Annotated in this window: 24 protein-coding genes; 6 read left to right on the top strand and 18 right to left on the bottom strand. The window is 26.2% G+C overall.

Features of this window, described 5'->3' with window-relative positions; translation table 11 throughout:
- Positions 1-155: 155 nt before the first annotated feature.
- From K0039_RS06390 to K0039_RS06370, 5 genes are all read right to left on the bottom strand, one after another.
- A complete protein-coding gene (locus tag K0039_RS06390; RefSeq protein WP_228104226.1) occupies positions 156-1,244 on the bottom strand; it encodes a DUF8173 domain-containing protein in 1,089 nt (362 codons plus the stop codon).
- A gap of 29 nt (positions 1,245-1,273) precedes the next feature.
- Positions 1,274-2,449, bottom strand: coding sequence for an AI-2E family transporter (locus K0039_RS06385; RefSeq protein ID WP_228104225.1), 1,176 nt, complete (start codon positions 2,447-2,449; stop codon positions 1,274-1,276).
- A 32-nt stretch (positions 2,450-2,481) separates the two neighbouring features.
- Positions 2,482-3,438, bottom strand: coding sequence for a protein kinase domain-containing protein (locus K0039_RS06380; RefSeq protein ID WP_228104224.1), 957 nt, complete (start codon positions 3,436-3,438; stop codon positions 2,482-2,484).
- A 205-nt stretch (positions 3,439-3,643) separates the two neighbouring features.
- Complete coding sequence (locus tag K0039_RS06375; protein WP_228104223.1) at positions 3,644-4,906, bottom strand: VanW family protein; 1,263 nt, start codon at positions 4,904-4,906, stop codon at positions 3,644-3,646.
- Positions 4,907-5,098: 192 nt separating this feature from the next.
- Positions 5,099-5,269, bottom strand: a complete 171-nt coding sequence (locus tag K0039_RS06370; RefSeq protein WP_228104222.1) for a hypothetical protein — start codon at positions 5,267-5,269, stop codon at positions 5,099-5,101.
- 298 nt (positions 5,270-5,567) lie between these two features.
- Between K0039_RS06370 and K0039_RS06365 the strand changes: the two genes are divergently transcribed.
- Both K0039_RS06365 and K0039_RS06360 read left to right on the top strand, forming a co-directional pair.
- The gene (locus tag K0039_RS06365; protein WP_228104221.1) at positions 5,568-5,825 is read left to right on the top strand and encodes a TM1266 family iron-only hydrogenase system putative regulator; all 258 of its coding nucleotides are present in this window, start codon (positions 5,568-5,570) and stop codon (positions 5,823-5,825) included.
- Positions 5,826-6,066: 241 nt separating this feature from the next.
- Complete coding sequence (locus K0039_RS06360) at positions 6,067-6,627, top strand: hypothetical protein (protein ID WP_228104220.1); 561 nt, start codon at positions 6,067-6,069, stop codon at positions 6,625-6,627.
- Between the two features lie 15 nt (positions 6,628-6,642).
- On the opposite strand, the gene K0039_RS06355 is transcribed toward K0039_RS06360, so the two are convergent.
- From K0039_RS06355 to K0039_RS06345, 3 genes are all read right to left on the bottom strand, one after another.
- The gene (locus tag K0039_RS06355) at positions 6,643-6,861 is read right to left on the bottom strand and encodes a hypothetical protein (protein ID WP_228104219.1); all 219 of its coding nucleotides are present in this window, start codon (positions 6,859-6,861) and stop codon (positions 6,643-6,645) included.
- Positions 6,862-7,015: 154 nt separating this feature from the next.
- A complete protein-coding gene (locus tag K0039_RS06350; RefSeq protein ID WP_228104218.1) occupies positions 7,016-7,573 on the bottom strand; it encodes a 3D domain-containing protein in 558 nt (185 codons plus the stop codon).
- Between the two features lie 378 nt (positions 7,574-7,951).
- On the bottom strand, positions 7,952-9,001 hold the full coding sequence (locus tag K0039_RS06345; protein ID WP_228104217.1) for an SH3 domain-containing protein: 1,050 nt from the start codon (positions 8,999-9,001) through the stop codon (positions 7,952-7,954).
- Positions 9,002-9,211: 210 nt separating this feature from the next.
- Here K0039_RS06345 and K0039_RS21950 point away from each other — a divergent pair, with 210 nt between their 5' ends.
- On the top strand, positions 9,212-9,340 hold the full coding sequence (locus K0039_RS21950; RefSeq protein ID WP_265589433.1) for a hypothetical protein: 129 nt from the start codon (positions 9,212-9,214) through the stop codon (positions 9,338-9,340).
- A gap of 282 nt (positions 9,341-9,622) precedes the next feature.
- On the opposite strand, the gene K0039_RS06340 is transcribed toward K0039_RS21950, so the two are convergent.
- Both K0039_RS06340 and msrA read right to left on the bottom strand, forming a co-directional pair.
- Complete coding sequence (locus K0039_RS06340) at positions 9,623-10,153, bottom strand: hypothetical protein (RefSeq protein WP_228104216.1); 531 nt, start codon at positions 10,151-10,153, stop codon at positions 9,623-9,625.
- Between the two features lie 842 nt (positions 10,154-10,995).
- Positions 10,996-11,877 (bottom strand): peptide-methionine (S)-S-oxide reductase MsrA, encoded by an 882-nt coding sequence (gene msrA, locus K0039_RS06335; RefSeq protein WP_228104215.1) that lies wholly within the window; start codon positions 11,875-11,877, stop codon positions 10,996-10,998.
- Positions 11,878-12,137: 260 nt separating this feature from the next.
- On the opposite strand from msrA, the gene K0039_RS06330 reads away from it, so the two are divergent.
- The gene (locus tag K0039_RS06330) at positions 12,138-12,962 is read left to right on the top strand and encodes a carbon-nitrogen hydrolase family protein (RefSeq protein WP_228104214.1); all 825 of its coding nucleotides are present in this window, start codon (positions 12,138-12,140) and stop codon (positions 12,960-12,962) included.
- Positions 12,963-13,020: 58 nt separating this feature from the next.
- Here the strand turns inward: K0039_RS06330 and K0039_RS06325 are convergent, their stop codons facing one another.
- Positions 13,021-14,139 (bottom strand): XRE family transcriptional regulator, encoded by a 1,119-nt coding sequence (locus K0039_RS06325; RefSeq protein WP_228104213.1) that lies wholly within the window; start codon positions 14,137-14,139, stop codon positions 13,021-13,023.
- A 104-nt stretch (positions 14,140-14,243) separates the two neighbouring features.
- Positions 14,244-15,440 (bottom strand): DHHA1 domain-containing protein, encoded by a 1,197-nt coding sequence (locus K0039_RS06320; RefSeq protein ID WP_228104212.1) that lies wholly within the window; start codon positions 15,438-15,440, stop codon positions 14,244-14,246.
- 148 nt (positions 15,441-15,588) lie between these two features.
- On the opposite strand from K0039_RS06320, the gene K0039_RS06315 reads away from it, so the two are divergent.
- Entirely contained in the window at positions 15,589-16,077 is a 489-nt protein-coding gene (locus K0039_RS06315) for a prolyl-tRNA synthetase associated domain-containing protein (RefSeq protein WP_228104211.1), read from the top strand.
- A gap of 68 nt (positions 16,078-16,145) precedes the next feature.
- Here K0039_RS06315 and moaC read toward each other — a convergent pair whose 3' ends face one another.
- The 3 genes from moaC to K0039_RS06300 are packed head-to-tail and all read right to left on the bottom strand — an operon-like array spanning position 16,146 to position 17,908.
- Complete coding sequence (moaC, locus tag K0039_RS06310) at positions 16,146-16,637, bottom strand: cyclic pyranopterin monophosphate synthase MoaC (RefSeq protein WP_228104210.1); 492 nt, start codon at positions 16,635-16,637, stop codon at positions 16,146-16,148.
- Positions 16,638-16,653: 16 nt separating this feature from the next.
- The gene (locus K0039_RS06305) at positions 16,654-17,415 is read right to left on the bottom strand and encodes a DUF6241 domain-containing protein (protein WP_228104209.1); all 762 of its coding nucleotides are present in this window, start codon (positions 17,413-17,415) and stop codon (positions 16,654-16,656) included.
- Positions 17,393-17,908, bottom strand: a complete 516-nt coding sequence (locus tag K0039_RS06300) for an RNA polymerase sigma factor (protein WP_228104208.1) — start codon at positions 17,906-17,908, stop codon at positions 17,393-17,395. Before K0039_RS06300 ends, K0039_RS06305 begins: the two co-directional genes overlap by 23 nt.
- A gap of 207 nt (positions 17,909-18,115) precedes the next feature.
- Between K0039_RS06300 and K0039_RS06295 the strand changes: the two genes are divergently transcribed.
- Positions 18,116-19,684 (top strand): oligosaccharide flippase family protein, encoded by a 1,569-nt coding sequence (locus tag K0039_RS06295; protein WP_228104207.1) that lies wholly within the window; start codon positions 18,116-18,118, stop codon positions 19,682-19,684.
- Between the two features lie 28 nt (positions 19,685-19,712).
- On the opposite strand, the gene K0039_RS06290 is transcribed toward K0039_RS06295, so the two are convergent.
- From K0039_RS06290 to K0039_RS06280, 3 genes are all read right to left on the bottom strand, one after another.
- Positions 19,713-20,582, bottom strand: coding sequence for an alpha/beta hydrolase (locus K0039_RS06290; RefSeq protein ID WP_228104206.1), 870 nt, complete (start codon positions 20,580-20,582; stop codon positions 19,713-19,715).
- Between the two features lie 202 nt (positions 20,583-20,784).
- Positions 20,785-21,471 carry a zinc ribbon domain-containing protein gene (locus tag K0039_RS06285; RefSeq protein ID WP_228104205.1) on the bottom strand — a complete coding sequence of 229 codons (687 nt, stop codon included), beginning with the start codon at positions 21,469-21,471 and terminating at the stop codon, positions 20,785-20,787.
- A 14-nt stretch (positions 21,472-21,485) separates the two neighbouring features.
- Complete coding sequence (locus K0039_RS06280) at positions 21,486-22,847, bottom strand: hypothetical protein (protein ID WP_228104204.1); 1,362 nt, start codon at positions 22,845-22,847, stop codon at positions 21,486-21,488.
- Positions 22,848-23,041 lie beyond the last annotated feature (194 nt).

Here is a 23,041-nt window from a genome sequence, read left to right as displayed (position 1 = left end):
TTTAATATGCTTGATTTAAGTAAGAGTTATACTTCTTCATAGTTATCAAGATTTATATTTAATGATTGTCCTAATCTTACAGCTTAAAAAATTAAACTATCAATTTCATTTTTAATAAATAAAAAATATGGGTTGAAAATAACCCATATTTTTTATTAGTGTGTTTCTATTCTTTTTTCTTTATACTTTATTGATTGACAAAATGAATATACTATTAATCCTTGGGCAATCATTCCACTTACTACCCATACAAAACAACCTATCATTGGTAAAAGGCTTAGTAAGCTTACCACTAATATACCAACTAAAAGCTGCAGGTATGGATTTTTATTCTTAAGTATTAATCTCCCAAGCACTATTCCCATAATCACAGGTGACAAATAAACTACTATGAAGTACATAATTAGTGATATTACTCCAATAGGTAAAGCTATTATAGTTAGAAATAACAATAAACTAGCTATAGGCATTAATATAAATGATGCCATACCTCCTAAAACTATTGGAAGTGGTTCTTTCACTAATAAATCACTACTTTTTATAAAGAATTTTTTAAATATGGAGTATAAAAGCACTCCAAATATTAAAGATCCTAAAATCGATAGAATAGTTCCAAAACCTAAAAAAGTTTTTAATTTACTCTCATTAGTTGAATTTTCTATCTTCGTATATTGTATGTCATCCATAGATACATTGGAGTTTACAATAGGTTCTTTAGGTGAGCTCACTTTTATATTCCCTGTGATTTCACCATTATCAGCAATAATTAATTCATCACAAGTTACGCTAACATCACCATTAATTTTCCCATTTATTATTATTGTGTCACCTGTAGCGTAGAGTCCCTCACAACTACCTTTGAAATTAATATTCTCGCCTGAAACATAAATGGCCTTTGCAGTAGTTTTTTTACCTATGTTGATATTTTGACCAAAAGAAGTTATATTTTTTACATCCTTGCTGTTAATATTTAAAGTCTGTGCTCCACATCTTATATTTCCATTTAGCTCATTACTTGTGATATCTATGCTCTCACCAAGAGCTATAACATCACCATTTACATTATCTTTTACAGTAATCTTTTTACCTGCAGAATAAATATCACCTAAAACTTCTTTTGAGATATTTATATCTTCATTGAAAGCAAAATAATTAGATGCACTATCTATATTATCTGCAAATGCATTAACCGTTAACAAAACCATCATCAACAGTGTTAAAATAAAAACCCCTTTTTTCTTCATAATAACATCTCCCCTTGATTTACTTTTTGCTACACTTTATCTATATAATCTTTGGTGTCTGTTGGTAATTCTTTAATCTTCAGTTTGTACTCAACATCTTCTTTTATAATTGAATAAACAATGGCAAATAAAGGTACACCTATTATCATTCCCACTATGCCTAAGAATTTACCTGCCACAAGTATAGCAAATAATATCCAAAATGCTGATATTCCAATTGAATCTCCTAGTATTTTTGGCCCTATAATATTTCCGTCAATTTGTTGTATTATGAATACTAGTAACAAGAATATTAATGCTTTAGTTGGGGAAACAAATAAAATTATAATAAATGATGGTATCGCTCCAATAAATGGTCCAAAGAATGGAATTATGTTAGTCACACCTATTATTACAGAGATCAATAATGTGTATGGCATCTTAAATACTGAGAATACCACAAAACTTAATACTCCTATAATAGCCGAGTCAATTATTTTACCACTTAGGAATTTACCAAAAGTTTCATTACTTCTATAAGTTAATTCAAATATTCTATTTGCAGTTTTAGTTGAGAACAGTGCACATGTAATTTTTCTATTTATAGCAAAGAAGTTTTCTTTATCTATTAATAAATATACAGAAATAACCATTCCAAGAACTATATTCCATATACTTGATGCAATTACTTTTACCGTATTTCCTACAATAGGAATTATTTCCTTTGCAAAATCCATAACAAATTGTATGTATTTATCTATTTGCTCTTGTATTAGTGCCGCGTATTCGGGGCTTACATTTGTTTCATTAATTAAATCATTAAATAGTTTAGTAACATTATCTACATATTGAGGAACTTCATTAACAAATCCCATTATACTTTCTATTAATTGAGGAACTATAAAGTGTATAAATAAGTAACATATACCCATAGCTGTTAAATATGTTAATAATAACCCTATACTTCTTTTTTGTCCTTTTCTTAAGTTTCTAAACCACTGAACTTTACCTAGCATCTTTACTTCATAAAAATCTAAAATAAAATTAAGTAAATAAGCAATGGCAAATCCTATTATGAAAGGATATAATATGCCAATTGCAATACTAATCTTTTCACTAAAAGATCCTATTTGAGATGCTACAAAATAAAAAATTATACTACAGCAGATTACTATTAATGCATATACTGATATAGTGTTGTACTTTGAATTCCAATTTACTTTCATATTTTTTCTCCTGATAAATAATTATTTTCATGCTACTGAAACCGAATAATAACTGTGACTAAAATTGTTAATGTTAAAACAAGCAACAATGCTTTTTGAAAAAACTTTCCTTGATATTTATTATGATTTTTATCGCTTTCGCATTGTTGTAAAGTGCTTATACTATTTTCTTCAATATCAGCTTTAACATACATAAACTTACTCAAGTCAATTAGTACTTCTTTTACATTATTATATTTTTCAGTTCTCCTAATAAGTTTCTTGACCATATTTACTAAGGCAATATTTTCAGTATTAATAGCCACAGTATTCCAGTCAATTCCTCTATCAATTAATTTTAACATTTCCTCCTCATTTTTACCAATACTAAAGGGCATTTTTTTAAAGATTGCATCAAATAGAATTACACCTAAGGAAAAAAAATCACTCTCCATATCTGTATAATTAATATTAATCTGATGAGGGCATAAAAATCCTATACTATTATCCTTCCTAATATTAACACCCTTATTTGCTTGAGTTATACCAAAATCATATATTTTCACATTATAATTTTCATCTACAAAAATATTATCTTCTGTTAATGATCCATGATAAAGTTTATGGTTGTAAGACGTATCTAGTGCTCTTAGAATTTTTCTAGATATTTTAACAATACTATTTAAATCCATATAATTACCCTTTATAACTTTTCTAAGCTCAATACCAGCAAAAAATTCGCTTACTATATAATAGCACCTTTCATTTTCAGTGTAATGAGTTCCCAAATCTAGTATTTTAGCAATATTAACAGAATTAATTTGTAACAAAGTCATTGACTCATCTATTAAATTAGGTAAAAATTTTTCATTAATATACTTATCATCTCTTATAATTTGAATAAAAACTAAAATATCCTCTTGTAAATCTCTAGCCTTATAAAATTTACCCAATACAACTTCCTCATCATTATCCAATACCACATATCTATTCGAAATATATCTCAACATATACACCTCCTTTATTTCATATCATATATAAATTATACCAATATATTACATATTTTTCTATCTTTACCAAATACCTTTATAAAAAACTTTAACATAGCAGTTGAAAGGTTCAAATAAATTTTTCATATACAAAAGGTAGTGCCTAAAAGTAATAAGATAATTCCAAGGAAAAAGAGATGAACTCTTGTAGAGTTCATCTCTTTTATTATTCCTTATACACGCTTGTATAAATATATGATGTCTTACTTTTTCCATTTTTAGTTATAGTTCTATATGTTTTGGCAGCCGGTCTACCGTTGTAAGTAAAATTATCAACTTTTATATTTACAGCAACTTTATCTTGTGATGCACCATATACTGCTGCACCAACACTACTTCCACTTCTATAACATTGAACATATACAGCATGATCAAAGTTATTTGTGAATTTTAAATCACTATCTCCATCATTAACCATAGCATCTCTACCTCTAGGAACATATGCAGATGTCTTAGAATGATTTCTCACTTGATCTATTTGTAATCCTGATAATAGGGCTGCATTAAATAATGTCGTAGATGTTTGGCATACTCCGCCTCCTGGTGCATCTTCATACTGATCACCTATTATAACAGAAGCCTTCTTGTACCCATTGCTAAGAACTCTCATTCCTGTATGTTCATTATATGAAAATGTTTCTCCTGGTTTTAGTATAACATTATTACATCTTTGAGCTGATAACCCTATATTATATGATCTTTCTACTAAGCCAGAATTAAAAGTAGTTGAAAATGATGCTAAACATGTATCTATGCTCGATACATCTTCAGTAGATATTTTGGGTTTTGTAACACTTACTTTTAAGTCTATGGTCTCATATTTTTTGTTATTTAAAGCTTCCATTACTAATTCTTTGTTTTCTTTTGTTTCAAATTTCAAACCTGTACTTGAAGGATTAACACTTATGCCACTGCCTATACTTATTGAGGCATTTTTAAAATCTTGATTAATTTCATTAGCAACATTAGCAAGATATTTATCAAGTTTTTCCTCATCATAAGTCGCCTTTATAGTATATTTTTCTCCTCCTGATTCCATGCTCATACTTATATAAGAAGCAATGTCATTGAAGTAAGAACCTGATCTTGTGCTATTGTAAGCTTTTTCTACTAATTCTTCAGTATTATACTTTAAATCAATATCCTCAAAACCAATTTCATAATTATTATTATCATAACTCAAATTTAAATTTTGTGGCTTGTATTTTTTATTTATAGCTTCTATAGCTTCTTCTTTACTCATATGAGATACTTCTACACCTTGTATAAAAATATTATCAGCTATTTTACCATTATATAAAGACTTTTTAGTAAAAGAATTTAATGATATACAAATAATTACTACTATAATACTTACTGCTATTCCCAGTCTTTTATATAATTTACTTTTATCTTTTTTAGCTGACTTATTTTTTATATCGTCACTCATAACATCACCTCATCCCTACAAAGCATTATATTTTATAATCAACTTATAAACAACAAATTTTTTCAAGATGTAACTATATTGTTACACATTTTCCCACTAGAATATGATATTTTTTCCACATAAAAAACCTATACTTAATATCTACCCAAGTATAGGCCTCTTAAATATTTTATATATAAACAATTCATTTAATTAATGTATTCTTTCTTTTTTTATTCCAGTAAATCTGCCTGAATCAGCTACAAATACAAACCCCATTTTATTATATATTTCATTTAATTGTATTAATGTCACTTCACCTTTTTTTATATTGTCTAAGGTTATATCTTCTATTCTTTTTTCATTAGCTATTAATTTTCCCATAATTTATCACTCCTAAAAATAAATAATTTTAATTCATTATATTAATATGCTTGTACTAATATGATAAGTTTTAAAAATAATTTCCTCCAAACGTCCGTACCAAATGTTCGTTCTATACAATTATTATATACGAACACTTATTCGTTATCAAGTATATTTTCGTTTTTTGTAGAAATTTTTAGTTAATAGCAATAAAATACTAGCTTTTGTAGATTTATCACTATTATACTGTTAAAATAAAACCGAAAGCTTTTTTTAATTTTAATCTAATAAATACTTTTTAAAGGGGTGAATACATATGAGTCGTGTAGCGGTAATAAGTGCTGTTTTAGATGAACCAGAAAGATGTCAACAAGAGTTTAACAAGATTTTAGGTGGATTTAAAGGAATTATTAAAGGAAGAATGGGTATTCCTTTTGATGATGAAGGAGTGTCTGTCATCGCAGTTACTGTTGTTGGTGATATGGATACAATAAATAATTTAACAGGTAAATTAGGTAAAATCCCCTCTGTATCTGTTAAAACAAGCGTTTCAAAAAAAGAAATAAGAGGTTAGTTTTTATCATGAATATATAGCTCTATTTAAAAATCATATACAGAACATACGTTACTATAATACATATTAATAGTTTAACTAATAACTTGTTTTTATGATAATTTTAAATTAATAAATTTTTGTATTATTTTTTTGTTACAAATATACTTTTTTTTACATAATAATTAGCCATGTTCCTTGTTTTTTTCAATTATCCTATAGTATTATTATGTTAAAGGGAATATAAAAAGGGGGAGGGGCAATGAAACAAGCTAATGTAGATAATACAATAAAGTTCATTGAAAAAAAGACTGAATATGAAGGCAAAAATAAGATTTCTAAACTACACATTAGTAAGCTTAGTAAAAATCACAAAGTGATTGGATATCAAGAGCACAAAAAAATGAAAGCCCTTGAATCTAAAAAGCGAAAAATATTTAATTCTAGAGTATTTAAGTTTAGAAAGAAAATCCTTGGAATTATCATAGTAGCATCAATTGTATTTGTCGGTACGTATTTGTGGCAAAAATTCTATAATCCTTCCTATGTTCAATCAAATGATTATAATTTTAAGGTGGAAAGTCAAAACTTATCAAATTCTGATGTGTCAACATACTCTTCTATTGTAAAAGAATCGATACAAGGTACTTTAGGGGTCAAATATAAGGTTAATGTTGAACAACTTCATAAAAATGGTAGCTTAGTCTTTGCTAGAGGATATTTCAATATCCCAGACAAAGGTGATATAAATTTCGATATGATACTAAAAAATTATTCACCATATTCTTTAAAGGTTAATGGTGAAGAATACTTAAAAAAATAAGGTGCTAAATGCACCTTATTTTTTTATATTATTTTTTACACCTTTCACATTGTCTTTAACAGCTTTTCCTACATTTACACCAGTATTTATAGTTTCTTTCGCCACATTTCCTACTCCGTTAATTACATCTTTTCCCACATTTACGCCTGTATTTATAGTTTCTTTTGTAACATTTCCTACTCCATTTATAACTTCTTTACCTACATCAGTAACAGGTTTTGTAACCTTAGCCATACAATACATCTCCTATAAAATAATTTTATTATAAAGTTATTTACAGTATATTATATGACAAATTAATTATATTGTTCCTATATTAAATTATTTATTTTGCAATTTATATATTTTATAAAAAAATAAAAACAAGGCTTAGCCTTGCTTTTAATTATTATTTTAATATTTCTAATGTTATTGTTCTAACTCCCCAATTGTTACAAGCTGCTGAAGAGTTCATGTATATATCTACCTTATTTCCTTTTATTCCTCCACCACAGTCTTCTGCTGTGAATACTTTATCCAATTCTTTTATATATACCTTTGTTCCATATGGTATAACCTTTGGGTCTACTGCTAAAGTTCCATACTTTGCCTTAGTTCCTGTAGCTGTATATCCTCCACCTGTATACGCATAAGCTTTAACTGTTAATCTCTTTTTAACGTTTGAAGATGAACTTGATTTTTTTATATACTTTCCACTAGACCACCCTGTCTTATTGCTATACTTAACTCTATGCCATCCATTTTTAGTAGATAGTATTTTAACTTTTGTTCCTTTTTCAATTTTTCCTATTGATTTATATTTAGTTGAAGCACCAGATCTAACATTAATTGTTGCTGTTGCTGTTCCATTTGCAGTTGCAGCCTCTACCTCTATCGGCTTTATAATCCCCATAGTCATTACTAATGCTCCTACTATGGCAGTAACTTTTAAAGTATTTTTAAACATATATTTTCCCCCTATATTAATTTTTAAGGTTGTTATCTCACTGAAAATTATTTCGTCTTTAATCTATGTTTTATTGTCCCTATACATATATAATATTACATTTTAGTAACTTTTTAAAGCCTTTTTTAGAAAAAAGTTACAAATAAGTAACACATATGAATATTTTCCATTTTTTACACATAGCTGTACATAAGCATTTGCAACATTTCCATGAATATCAATTTAAAATAAATCTTTTTATACTTTTTTCTTCTTTGTAACTTTTAATCCACAACTTGTAAACATTTTCCTAGATTGCAAATTATAATTTGGCTATAAACTATATCAAGAAAATAATATATATTTTCACATAAAAAAAAGCCAAGATAAACTTAGCTTTTACTTCAAAATATATATTGTTATATTTTGCACTCCCCAATTTAAACACTCTTTTTCTGTATTCATATAAATATCTATTTTATTTCCTTTTATTCCTCCACCACAATCTTCTGCAATAAAAGTTTTATCAAACTCAGGTATGTATACTCTAGTCCCATAAGGAATAATTGTTGGATCTATAGCTATTGTTCTACCGAATGTAGGCTTTGTTCCTGTAGCTGTTATAGTTCCAGTACAATAAGCATATGCTTTAACTTGCATGCTATAAGATATATCATTAGAACTTTCTGGTTTATTAGTTGCCGAATCTAATTCACCTTGCGATTTTAAATAAGCAGAAGAACAATAACCGACTTTTCCGCTTGATAACTTAACTTTATACCAATTACTATTAGTACGTTCAACTATACTTACTTCATCACCTTTATAAACTATCCCTATAATGCTATTTGATGTTGATGCACCAGTTCTAACGTTTAAATTAGCAGTAGCTATTAAACTATCTATAATAGTAGCATTATTATTTGAATCATTAGAATTGTTTCCCGAGTTACTATTACTTTCTTTTAAATATTTATTACTAGAATATCCTATGGTTCCATCACTTAATTTAACTTTGTACCATCCAGAGCTGGCAACACCAAGCATCTCTACTTTACTATTTTTCTTAATATACCCTATTTTTTTATATTTTGTTGAACCACCTGTTCTTACATTTACTCCACCAGTTGCAATAAGCTTTTTTCCTGTAGTAGATGAACTATTTGAAGAAGTTTTTGTTGTAATATAATCTCCACTTACCCATCCGTCCTTACTTTTATACTTAATTTGATACCAACCATCTTTTGAAGATATAATCTCAACCTTATCTCCTTTACTAAGTCCGCCTATAGCATTGTATGATGTTGCTGGTCCACTTCTAACATTAAGTGAATATGCCGTCACTTCTCCAACTTTAGAATCAGCATGTACATTACTTGCACCTAAGGCGTAAATTGCAGACGTAGCTGATAGTGCTGCTATTGCATATTTATTTTTTTTATTAATCATTTTTCCCCCCACAAATTTATTTTTTACTATATAAATTCACCATAATTATCCATTTATTAATATCTTATCTTAATTTCATTTAATTTTAAACATATTAATTAAAAAATTCTTATAAAATTTTAATTTTAGTTTTTTTTGGTAAAAGTTCACTAATTATATTTTTAATTTTTCATATACTATTAAAAATACAATTTTTATGGAGGGTTGATTATGACTGAAAAAGATTATCAAATAGCATCTATTACAAAAGATGAAGAAGCTGCAATAAAAAAAGCTGAGGCTGAGGTGAAAAAAGAAACTGGTAAAGATTTTGTAATGGTTGCTTGGGAAAAAGAATAATTTATTGCAATAAATAAAGACATCATAATATTTTATGATGTCCTTTATATGCATTAGATGGATTTATCTTTAAATTATTTTTTAATTCTCTTTTTATAAATGTTTTAATTGTTATTTATAAGGTTAAATTGTAATTAATATTTTAGTTGTAAGTTGTAAAATATAAAATCATATATAATTATAACTACCTCATAGTTATTTAAAACACTTATGTACAATATTATTATCCATCTAAGCATATTTTATTATAAGTATGAGATTTACATCCCATATCATAATAAACTAATCAATATTTATATAAGTTTCGTTATTAGCTTTATTAATAGCTACTTCCAATTCTATTACTTCTCTATTTAGATTCTCTATTAATTTTTCCATATCTTCTCTATCAAAATTTAATTCTGTAACTTTATAATATACAGAAGTTGCTGCAGCATCTACTTTTCTTTCTTTACTAACCTTTACATTTTGTAATAACTCTTCTAATTCAAAGGCTAATTCTCTTTTCAATTTAACTTTATTTAAAGCTCCTTGAATAGTCGTTGTTTCTCCTAGTACTTGTATTTCTGTAGTATTGTTTGCATAAGCAATAGCTGTTTTTATTTTTTCTATATTATTAGATAAGGATATAAGCTCATTAAGCTCTTTATTAAAATCAAATTTCTCGTCACAATCAAACCTTGTGCCGTCAGCTTCTAATATATACGTAATGCTCGCTTTTTTTCTATTTATAACACTCGGTGACTTATATCTATAATTTCTTTCTATTTCTGCTACTTTAATCATACCTTGATTTATTGTAAGTTTTTCCATTAATAATCTCCCCCTTATCTATTACTTTTGTTAATTCTAATTATTGCATACAATCATTGAATCTTCAATATAATTAAGTCCTTAGTTAATGTGATTTTAAATTTTTAGCTTTCATTTGCAATTTCTATAAATTTTTTTAATAAAACTTCACCATAGTTTTTGTTCTTCAACTTCATTATATATTTTTTCGTAATTTTTCCCATTATTAATTATGTTTTCTTTATCAAATTTTATATTTTCTTTAGTTATCTCAGATAAAAATTCTGGGTGAAATTAAGTTGCCCGAATATGGTTTTCATATGAAAAAGATTGTGTTGAGTCATTATCATTATACGCTAGAAGTTTTGCTCCTTTTGGCAATTGTAAGACACTTTGAGAATGTGATTTATATCCTTTGAATATTTTAGGCAGTCCTACAAGTATATCTGCTAAAATTTGATGTCTATAGCAAATACCTAATACTGGAATATTTGTTTTAACAACTAACTTTAACCACTTTGAAATTTTAACACTCTAAGGTTCATAATCAGAAACCATTTACTGAGAACAAGTTATTATTATTCCTTTTATGTTTTCTAAGTTATATAGTTCTTCTTATTTTGAACAATCAACAATTATAACTTGACTCCTATCAATTTTACTTTTTTTATAATATGTTCATGAAAATCTCCATATTGACTTAAAATTGAGTCTAGTGTTTCTCCCATTTTTAATATTACTATTTTTTCAAGTTTTGCACCCTAAAAAAAGTGAATAATTACTTTATTCACTTTTATTTTTTATTTATTTAATTGTATCAGTATAATTACATTAAAATCACAATATCTTTAAGTGATTTCAAATTATTTATTTTCTGGTATAAATTTTATGGCTGCAGAATTAATTGAAAGAATATTATTTCTTAGATCTTCCAATGTATCATTTAAAACATAACCCAAATGTATGTCACTTTTTTTACTTCTCACTTCAATTTTATTCATTATTTTTTCATCTTTTATAAGTTTTATTAAGTTATTGTTTATTGCTTTTGAAAATGTAGGCCATCCATAGTTTTTATTTATTTTATCCTTTGATGAAAATAAAGGAGTATTATCTAATATATCTACATAAACTCCTTTACTAAAATAATTACAATATTGATTTTTAAAAGGTTCTTCTCTTAATTTATTTTGTGTTACTTCATATTGTAATTCGTTTAAATACCTCTTGGCATAACTTCTTTTTAAGTATTCATATCTGCCAGAAAATCTTAAATATTCTCTGTATAGTAGCGGATTCTTTTTATAAAAATTCTGGTGAAAGTCTTCTGCTTCATAAAAGGTTTTAGCTTCATATAATTTTGTTGCAATTAAATCACCAAATATATTATTCTCTTCTAAATCTTCGATATACTTTTGAGCCTGTCTCCACTGGTCTATATCATAGTAAAAAATAGCAGTTTTAAAGCAATGTGATTTATCTCCAAATTGGCCTTCTTCATCAGTCGGGTCAACAGAATTAAAATAAACTTCAAGAAGCTCATTGTAAGTTAAAATCTCATCATCATAAATAATTTTTACAACTAAAAAATGCTTGTTATCTTCTTTTGAAACTATCTGGAAAGTTGGATTTTTATTTGTACCTCCGCTATAACCTACTTTTACGTCTTTTACACCTTTTAGTTTCTCAAATGGTTCAACCATACACCAGAAGCATCCTCCTGCAAACATTGCAGTTTTCTCCATAAAAAATCAACTCCTTGGTAAATTTTATTTATTTTCCCCAATAGAGTTGATTTTTAATCTTTATAGTAAATTAATTTTTATAGGCATAAAATATAATAATGTTATTTCGTGGAAATTCTAATTATTTATAATTGTATATTAAAAAACTTATTAATTCAACTGAAAAAAATAATTCTATTATATAATTTATCAATATACTTGTTTTATTTGAGAAAATATACCACAATATAACATATATTAAGCTTTTTAGGAGGTAAAATATGAGGGAGTTAAAAATAGGACTAATTCAGATGAAAGTCTGTGACAATAAAGAACAAAATCTGATGAAGGCTTCTCAATTAGTCTCAAAAATTTCTATTGAAAAACCTGATATTGTTATTTTGCCAGAAATGTTTTCTTGTCCTTATGCTTCATGTAATTTCCCTATTTATGCTGAAGAGGAAAAGGGTAAATCATTTAATTTCTTATCAAATCTAGCAAAAACTAATAATATATATTTAGTTGCTGGTTCTATTCCAGAAAAAGAAGGAAATAAAATTTATAATACTTCTTATGTTTTTAACAGACAAGGGGAAAAAATAGAAAAGCATAGAAAAATGCACTTATTTGATATAGACATAAAAAATAAGCAAAAGTTTAAAGAATCAGATACTTTATCTGCCGGTAATAAGGTTACTGTATTTGACACAGAATTTGGTAAAATAGGCTTATGTATTTGTTATGACTTCAGATTCCCTGAACTTTCAAGGCTTATGGTAGATAAAGGTGCTAAGGCTATAATAGTTCCTGCATCTTTTAATTTAACTACAGGTCCTGCCCATTGGCATATTATGTTTAAATCTAGGGCTATAGATAATCAGGTTTTTACCATTGGATGTTCTCCTTCTCGAGATTATAATTCCTCTTATATTTCTTATGGTCACTCTTTAATAGTTTCTCCCTTTGGTGAGATTCTTGAGGAATTAAACGAAGAAGAAAATTTAGTTACTTATACAATTGATTTAAATTACGTAGATAAGGTCAGGGAAGAGCTTCCCCTACTTCATCATAGAAGGAAAGATTTATACAAATCAATTGAAAAATAGAAAAATAAAAGAGTATTTTCATTACTATCAAGTTATGTAAATACTCTTTTTGAGTTTATTATTTTTTATTTTTATTATTAAAGCTTAGAACCTTTACATCATTTTTATCAGCTAAAGAACCTTCTTTAAGCCCCATTAGTATCTCTAAATCATCACCATATAAAATCATATTTTCATTATATAGTTTTTCCATCAATGTATTTTTACTTACTATGTTGTTATCTAGTAGTAATTTATAAGCTTTTCTAAGACAAGTTGGATGAGTTGCTTTAACATTATCCAAAGGTTCTTCTTTATACCATCCATTTTTACTTATTTCATTCATTAAATAATTATATTTTTTATAGTTAATTAATCCTAATCCATAAGCTCTATATAAAGTTATAGTAAGTGGTACCATAAATTTAGATTTAACTTCTAAATACGATTCTAATTCATTAGGGTTAGATAATTCTTCTATTAATCTGTTCTTTGGTAATAAAAGAGCAGAAGCAAAGTCATCTTTATTAAATCTTTTAGCTGGTATATTTAACTCATTACTTATTATAAATGCAAATTCATAAGCTAAATCGTAATTTCTTACAGCTAAAGAATTTTTATCATGACCAAGTGACACTATATATTTTTCGTTTCCATTTATACTTTGTTTTTGTGAATATGGAGAAGCTCCTTTTCTATCTATATTCATAGCAGTAATTACTACTCCTACAGCTTCCATAAATGATACCATATTTATTAAAGGTTCTTCTCCTAATTCATAGAACTCCCTACATCTCTCTGCCAACTCTTCCATAGATAAATTTTTATTCATGTTGTCTGGAAGTTGTAATTCTGGAAATTGAATATAGTTTTCAAAGAACAAATAAAGTTTGTGTATCATTACTAATTTTTCTCTATATGAAATTTCTTCATTTCTTTGTATTGTTGACTGTGGATTAAAATGAGCGCCTAATACATTCACTTTAATATTTTCATTTCTATAGAAATAATCTCTTGGAAAATGTAGTACATTTGATAGTTTTAGCGCATTTTCCACTGTTGGTTTATATTTATTTTCCTCAAAAGCTAATATATCCTTTTTATTTATATTTGTCTCCTTCGATACTTGATCTATAGTTTTTCCTCTATATACTCTAGCTATTTTAAGTCTTTTACCATTAAATAGTTCTTTCTTCATATTTTATGGTCCTTTCATAGTTGTTTTTTTCATTCAACTTCTTATTATACTTAATATGTAACATCTTTTCAAATAATAAGTTATTTAATAGTAGCAATTTAGTGTTAAATTGATTTTATTTTAATTTTTACATAATCAAATAATGAAGCTAAATTATTATTATTTTTTCCACCACCTTGAGCAAGGGCTTTACTTCCTCCACCATTCCCGTCAACTAATTTAATACTATCTTTTAATAACAAATTCATATCTATTTTTTCCAAATTCTTTGAACATGCAAATAATAAATTTATTTTATCCTTATTTATTAAAGCAAATAATCCAATATTATCATCTCTTTCTGTTATTTTATTTGCTATTTTGTTTATGTAGTTCATATTTTTATTTTCATAAGTTTTAATTATAATATTCATGTTGTTAATCTTTTCAGCTTCTTCAATCATTTCTTTAACTTCATAATTACTTACTATTTCTTCTAATTTTTTATTTTCTTTATTTATTTCATTTAATTTATTGTTCAGATTTTCTATACCTCTATAAGCATCTTCCTCATTACTGCTAAGTAACTTACAAATTTTATTTAAGTAATTATCTCTTTTTAACATTTCATTTATAGCTTTTGTTCCACATAAAAATTCAATTCTTGTTGCTTTTTTATATTTTTCAAATTTCTTTATTTTTATAACTCTTAAATCTAAAGTATTTTTCATATGAACACCACAACATAAATTTATATCTAAATCTCCAAATTTTACAACTCTTATATCTTTACTCAATTTAGACAAATCATCTTTTATTTTTAATTTTTTAGCCTCATTTTTATTTATATTTAGAATTTCTACAGGTATGTTTTCTCTAATAATCTCATTACACATATTTTCTATTTTTATTATGTCATCCTCTTTAAAAAATCCTTCTATATCAGCAGTAGAAAATTCTTTTCCTAAATGAAAACCTACAGTTTTTGCATTATATTTATTATTAAAACAAGCGGATATAACATGTTGACCAAAATGATGTTGCATGCCATATTCTCTTCTATCCCAATCAATCTCACATTTTACCTTATGAATTCTATTTGGTTTTTTATCTAATATATGATAAATTTTATCATTTTCTTCATAAACATCTGCAACAACTATATTATCTATAGTACCTAAATCGCAGTATTGACCTCCACCACCTGGGAAAAAAGCTGTTTTATTTAACAAAACATGATACTTATTATCCACTTCTTTAACTTCCTCGATTTCAGCAGTAAAATTTTTAATATATGAATCATCATAAAATAACTTTTCCATTTTTATCTCCATTTCAATTTATTTATTGTTTATCTTTAGCATTATTAGTTAATTATAACTATAAAATTATTATTTTAATAGTTTTTCTTGTACAAAACTTTTAACTATGACTATAATTTAAATAAACTGTTTAAATAAGGAGAAATATATGGATAAGAAAGAAAAAGTTTTTAAAAAATTAGATGAACTAAATATTGAATATGAAGTAATAGATCATCCTCCTGTTTATACTATTGAAGAGATGGAAAACCTTAATTTAGAAGAAAAAGGACATATAGTTAAAAATCTTTTTTTAAAAAATTCTAATGGAAAAAGTCATTATCTCGTGTTACTAAAAGGAGATAAAAAAGCTGATTTAAAATCAATAAGATCACAGATTCAATCTAGTGCTCTAAGTTTCGCTTCAGAAGAAAGATTAGAAAAACATTTAAACCTCTTAAAAGGTGCCGTTACACCTCTAGGTATTATCAATGATGAGGATCACTGCGTAAATGTTGTTATAGATGATGACTTAAAAAATCAAACTCTTATAGGAGTTCACCCAAATGTAAATACTTCAACAGTTTTTATAAGTTATAATGATATGGTTAAATTTATAAATAATTTTGGAAATGAAATTTTTTATGTTAATATATAGTGATAAAATTATTTTATAAATTAATAAAAAATAGGCTCTACTATCTATGCAGATAATAGAGCCTATCTTTACTTATCAATTCCTTCAAATACGAACTTGCCAGATTTTCCACCAGTTTTTTCAACTAAATGAATATCTGAAATCACCATGTTTTTATCTATAGCTTTACACATATCATAAATAGTTAAAAGCGCCACATTAACTCCTGTTAATGCTTCCATTTCTACACCAGTTTTACCTGCTAATTTAACTAAAGAAATAACTGTAATACTTTTTTCATCTTCATTAAGTTCAAAATCTATTTTTGACGTTGTTAACATTAAAGGATGGCACATAGGAATTAAATCTGATGTCTTTTTAGTAGCCATTATTCCTGCTACTCTAGATACTCCAAGAACATCTCCTTTTGCCATATTGCCTGCTACAATTTTTTTAAAAGTTTCATCATTTACAAATATTTTACCACTTGCAATTGCTTCTCTTTGTGTAATATTTTTCTCCGTTACATCTACCATTATAGCATTTCCATTTGAATCGAAATGATTTAGCTTTTTTTCCATTTTCAACCTCCCTTATTTAGTAATACTCATTTAGGATTCTTTGTATTTTATCCTTATCTAATACTTCTGCCTTACCCACATTTCCATCTAACATTTCCCATACATAGTTATGCACCTCTACTGCATTGGAAAAATCTCCAGATTTCCATTTTGTTAAAGAGTTTCTTAGATGCATTCTATCATAATCATCTTTAATTTCTTCAACACCTTCCAAAGCCAAATCTATGGTTTTAGGCGTAACTTCACTACACTGCCATTTATATTCAGCTTCTACTAAAGTATTAGCTAGAGAATGAATGAGTTTAATAGCTTCATTATTACTTTTAGGTTTTACCACTTCTTTCTCTTTTATATGAATAGTTTCTACAGAAGAAGATTCGCTACCTTCAATAACTTCTTTTCCAATACCAATAAATGATTTTAAATTATCAATTTGAATAAATTCATTTATATTTTCAAAAACACTATATACTTTTGGAACTTTTATAAAAACCTTTGGATAAATTACTCCTATTGCTGGTAATAAAATTATGAAAACAAGGATAAGATCCAGTATTTTATATCTTAGATTTTTTCTTTTTTCCTTTTTCACTTCCTTGAAAGGTATTTTGATGCTAGCTTCAAGATTATCTGGAATATGTATTAAATCAAGATCAGTATTATCTACATTAAATTCTTTTATGTATTTATCTATATCTATATCTATATTTTTTTCTATTTCTAGATTATTAAAATCTATACTGCTCAAAAGATTATTATCTGGCTTCACATTTGTCATCCTCAAAATCCCCCTTTATATTATCTTTCATGAATTTTAAGGAATTTCTAAGATACAATTTTACAGTGCTTTCATCCATATTAAGAATTTCTCCAACATCCTTATAGGACATATTGTAAAAATATATTAAAACAACCACATTCTTTAAATGAATATCTAATAAATCTATTCCTTTAAATATATCAATATATCCATTTTCATCTATATAATTATCATCATTACTTTTCTCTATCATTCCTACTTCTTCTAAGTATTCGTTTGTATGCTTTAGTGTTACTCTAATCATATATTTTTCAAAATTATTGTATTTTGATAGTTTATGAATATTATCACCAATATAAAGTATTACTCTCTTCATTATGATTTTTGCATCTTCTTCATATTTAGTATGAATATAAGCTAATTTATAGATGTATTCACTATTCCTCATCATAAACTTTTTAAAAGCTTTTCTATCACCATCAATAGATCTTTCTAATAAAGTTAACCCCATAACAATCTCCTCTCAAATGAATCACTTCTAATAAAAAATGTCAGTATTTTTAAATATCCCTTTAAGTTATTTTACACTTTTTTACAATTATCTTCAAGAATTGTAAATCTAAATAGATATTTTATTTATACTTTTTATTCTCCTTCGCGCATATAAATAATATATAAATTTAAAATAATATTTTCTATATATTACAAGGAGATAATTATGAAAAGAAAAAACTTACTGATAAACGTCATATTGCTAACCATTTCCACTATGACTCTTGGTTTTATAGGTATGGCTTTTCGGGTGTATTTATCAAATAAAATCGGTGCGGAAGGTATGGGTTTATTCCAGCTTATTATGAGTATTAATATTGTATGCCAAACACTAGCAATATCTGGTATAAGAGTTACTATGACAAGACTTATAGCAGAAGAACTAGGAAAGGGCAATGCGCATTTAGTAAAAAGTATTATTATAAAAGGGATTTTATATACTTTGTTTTTCAGTATATTAACAGGAATTCTATTATTTAACGTATCAGAATTTATATCAACAGCATGGATTCAAGATGAAAGAGCTATTATTCCATTAAAAATTTTATCTTGCTCTCTACCTTTTGTTGGTATATCCTGTTGTTTAAACGGATACTTCTATGGCTGTAGAAAAGTAGTAAAATGTATAAGTGCAGATATTATTGAGACGTTAGTAATGATAAGTATTGTGTCACTATGTATAACATCTTTTTCAACAGGAAGATTAGATTATACTTGTGCTCTCATAGCCGTAGGAAATTCTATTGGAAGTATATGTGCTGCCTTTTATTCTTACATATTATACACATTTGAAAAAAAACATTTTAAATTATGTAAAACAACTACGAATAAATATTCATTTTTTAAAATTATAAGAGTTGCTATACCTTTAGCTTTTAGTGCATATATACAAACTTCACTGAAGACTGTAGAAGATATTCTAATACCAAAGTCATTAAGACTCTATGGCTCTTCAGGATCTATGTCGCTATCAATTTTTGGTATGGTAAAGGGAATGGCAATGCCCCTATTGGTATTTCCTTCCATATTTTTAGCTTCTTTTTCAACATTAATCATTCCAGAGATTGCAGAGGCAAATGCACTAAATAAAAAAAATACTGTAAACTATATAATTTCTAGAGTAATTAAATTTACCATGCTTATTGCAGTTTTTGCTACAGGAATATTTATTGTTTTTTCCAATGAATTGGGAGTAGGGCTTTATAAAAGTGAAGAAGTTGGTTATTTGCTTAAGATTTTAGCTCCTTTGATACCTTTTATGTACTTAGATAAAATAGTCGATGGTAGTTTAAACGCTCTAGACTTGCAAGTTACAACTTTAAAATACAATATAATTGATATGTTTGTAAGAATTAGTGCAATAACTTTTTTAATACCTAAATATGGAATAAAAGGTTTTGTATTAGTCTTGTTCATAAGTACAACATTTAATACATCATTAGGAGTAATAAAAATATTAAAAGTGACAAAACTCAAATTTGATATACTTGACTGGATTTTGAAACCAGGTTTATCCGTAACCTTATCTAGTTATGCAACAAAGATTATTCTTTATTGTTTACATATTGAAAACTCAATTTTTGTAAGTATTATGTTAGATTTATTTATTTATTTTATTATGCTTATTTTATTTAAAGCTATTAGACGAAAAGATCTTCAGTGGTTTGCAGATGGATTAAAAAAAGATGTAAAAAAAGGCAAATGGGAGACTATGGGACTTTACAAACAAATATAAAAGAGTTTGCTAAATGCAAACTCTTTTATTATTGTATATTATATAAAAAATTAACTATATTTCTCACTGTTATATCCATTTGTTCATCACTACTTATTAAAGCTTCCTCATCTCCACCATACATTCCATAGTTGGCAAATTGAGAATGATTGGCTCCTTCTATTTCTACATATTTTGTATCTTTTGGTAGTTGTCCTTTAGAATTAATTAATTCTTTATAATCTACAACATTATCTTTACTTCCCCAAAGAGATAACACCTTGAAACCTAATTCACTTATATTGTCTCTTGGATATGATGATATTAATACTATTCCTTCAATATTTTTATTGTTTATGGCATATTCACAAGCAACAGTTCCTCCAAGAGAATCTCCACCTATAACCCACTTTGTAATTTCAGGGTTATCTTCAATTACCTTATTGGCCTTGTTTTTACCAAAATTAGCATAGTTAAAAGGCATATCTACAGCTACTACCTTATATCCATAACTTGCAACATCATTACATAGTTTTGCATAAGAAGATGAATCTACTCTTACACCAGGGTAAAAAATAAATCCTTTTGTCGCACTTACATTCTTTGGAGTAAAGTATGTGTAATCTCCTTTTGCAGTAACCTCAACTTTAGAGTTACTTTGTAAATACTTCATGTCTTCTTTTTGTAAAGAGTATCCATTGCTTAGCCATATGAAAAAACCTATTACAAATAGAGCTAATACAGTTAAAAGAGTTATAATTCTTTTTTTTCTTATTTGTGATTTATTCTCTTTCTTTAGCTTATTATTCTTGTCTACATTATTTTCATCATTGTAAAGCAAAGGTCTTTCTAACTCCATAGTAATACTAAAAGTATCATATTTACTTTCACTGTTTGACTTTGCTTTCCTTTTTTTCATATTATCCCTCCAAAATTTTTCACTACACTATATTTTACCATATAAATTTAATCATTTCATCTTAATAAATAAATCAAATTTCTTACAATTATTATATTATAATAATTATTATTTACAATATTGTAAATAACAATTGCTATAATACAATAATAAGAGATATAAAAAGCTTAATTATAGCCTTTTCATATCTCTTATTTTTATTTTATTCTGGTCTATTATCTTGATGACCTTTTAAAAATTCCCTTCCTTCAATCTCTATAAATTCTGTTTCTATTATATTGTTATTTGTTTCTATTTCATCTTCAAAATTATCTTCTTCTAAAGCTAATTCTTCTTTTTCCTTTAAAAATTCTTTTCCAAAATCTTCATCTATCATACTTACTTCTGGTATTTCTTCAATTATAGTATCTTCTACCTTTGCTTCTTCATTTACAAAGTAAACTTCATCATCATAATAATCTATAGATTCTTCTTTTATCTTACTCCCACAGCATGCACAAAAGTTTGAATCTTTTTCTGTTTCTTGGTTACAATGTTTACAAATTATATAAGATTTTTCTTCTTCAATTAAACTTTTTCCACATTGAGGACAAAATTTTTCGTTTTTAAAAGCAACATAACCACATTGACAAACAATCTTGTTACTTTTATCTTCAAAACTTCTAAGTTGCATATGTTTTGTGTAAATTTCTATATCAAAACCCTTTATTTCATCACATAACAAGCTAAATTCTTCGTCAATTATTTCGCCTTTTCTTATTTTATCATATGTCATTATTCCTAATTTTAATAATGCCTGTGCTTTCAAATCCTCGTAATCATTTATATTTTTTTTTATTTTTATTTTTTCTGATTCTTTTTGTATATTAGAAAATTTCATATCCTTCATCTTCTTCCTCCAAATTAATTAAAAATATTTAATTTATAACCGATTAAAGTCATTATTAAGCTATATATAAATGAAGCAATAAATCCTATCATAAAGTTGAACCCCATTTGCATAGCGCTTAGAGAACTTAGCATAGATGCTGCATTATTGCCTATATAAATAGTTGTTAAAAAACCAATTATAGCCATAATTACTGCATAACATCCACTAAAGATTATCACTGGTTTTATATTTTTACTCTTATATTTACTTTCTATTTTACAGCCAACTATTATAAATATTAAAGCTGATAAAGCCATCATAGCTCCTAAAAGTAAAATTAAATCTAATGAAATATTCGAATTAAATAAAGATAATATTGATAATGATCCACTACCAAGACTTACAGGTACTAAATTTGCAAATGCCCACAAATACATCGCAAGTTGACTTAAAAGTACACCTAAAGATATATTATTTGCATAAGAATTTAATCCTAAATCAAAAACGTAATTTATATTTGCGAAATTAAGTACTACAGATATTATAAATACTAATATATATCCTATAAAAATAGTTTTTAAAGCCATTTTTAATAAATTAGCAATCATATTTTCTTTTTCATATTCTTTTTTCATTCCCATAAATAACATAGAAATAAAACTTATTATGAATCCTTTAAATAAAACATTAAATGTACTAAATTCAAATAAAATTCCATAGCCATTTTGATTAAATCCGTTAGACAAACTAACTTCGACTTGAGATACTTTAGATATTATACATAGCATAAGAGCATAAATTACAGCTACTCCTAAAGAATTTTTCATATGTGCTATAAAAGATGTATTTCTTTTTTTAATAAACATTCTATATGGTAATATTATTGATACAATTGGTAATATTAATAAAATTAAAAATCCAAAGTTAACACTTGATTGAGCGCTATTCACAAAAAGTGACATAAAAATATTCACACTTGCTAAATTACTAAAAAGCATAATATGCAGTGGATTTATTAATTCATTAATTTGATTATTACTTCCAAATAATATAAATTTAATTATTAAAGAAAAAGCAAATAATATTGCAATAGCTAAACCTGATGCCTTTAATCCATTTATTAAATCAAAACTAGATGCTATATCTTTAAATCTTGTTTTCTCCCCTTCTTGATTTATAAATTTTTCTCTTTTACTTTTAATATTTTCTAAAATTTCACCACAGTTCCTGCAATAAATATCTTTTTTACTAACTGAGCTTTCACATTTAGGACAATTAATTTTATTGTCTTTTTCTATAGTAAAATAATTAATATTTTCTTTTATATTTAATCTACCATCTTCTTTTGAATAATTATCATACTTACTTCTATTTAAGTTTTCTTCCATATTCATCTTAATTTCTCCCTCCTGACTTACTTCAAAATAGATTATCTTATTACATTTATGAATTATAGCAAAGTTTTCTTAATTATACCTTAACTAATACAAAAAAATAAAACTAGTATTTGCAACATTTCTAAACTTTATATTTTATATAATGTCAGTTTTTTGTCAGTACAAATAAGTTATACACAGTTTAATCAACA

Origin of the sequence: Terrisporobacter mayombei (genome assembly GCF_020748465.1) — a bacterium.
Classification (GTDB): domain Bacteria; phylum Bacillota; class Clostridia; order Peptostreptococcales; family Peptostreptococcaceae; genus Terrisporobacter; species Terrisporobacter mayombei.
The sequence above is the reverse complement of the archived record's forward strand: the minus strand, read 5'-3'. Positions and strand labels throughout refer to the sequence as shown.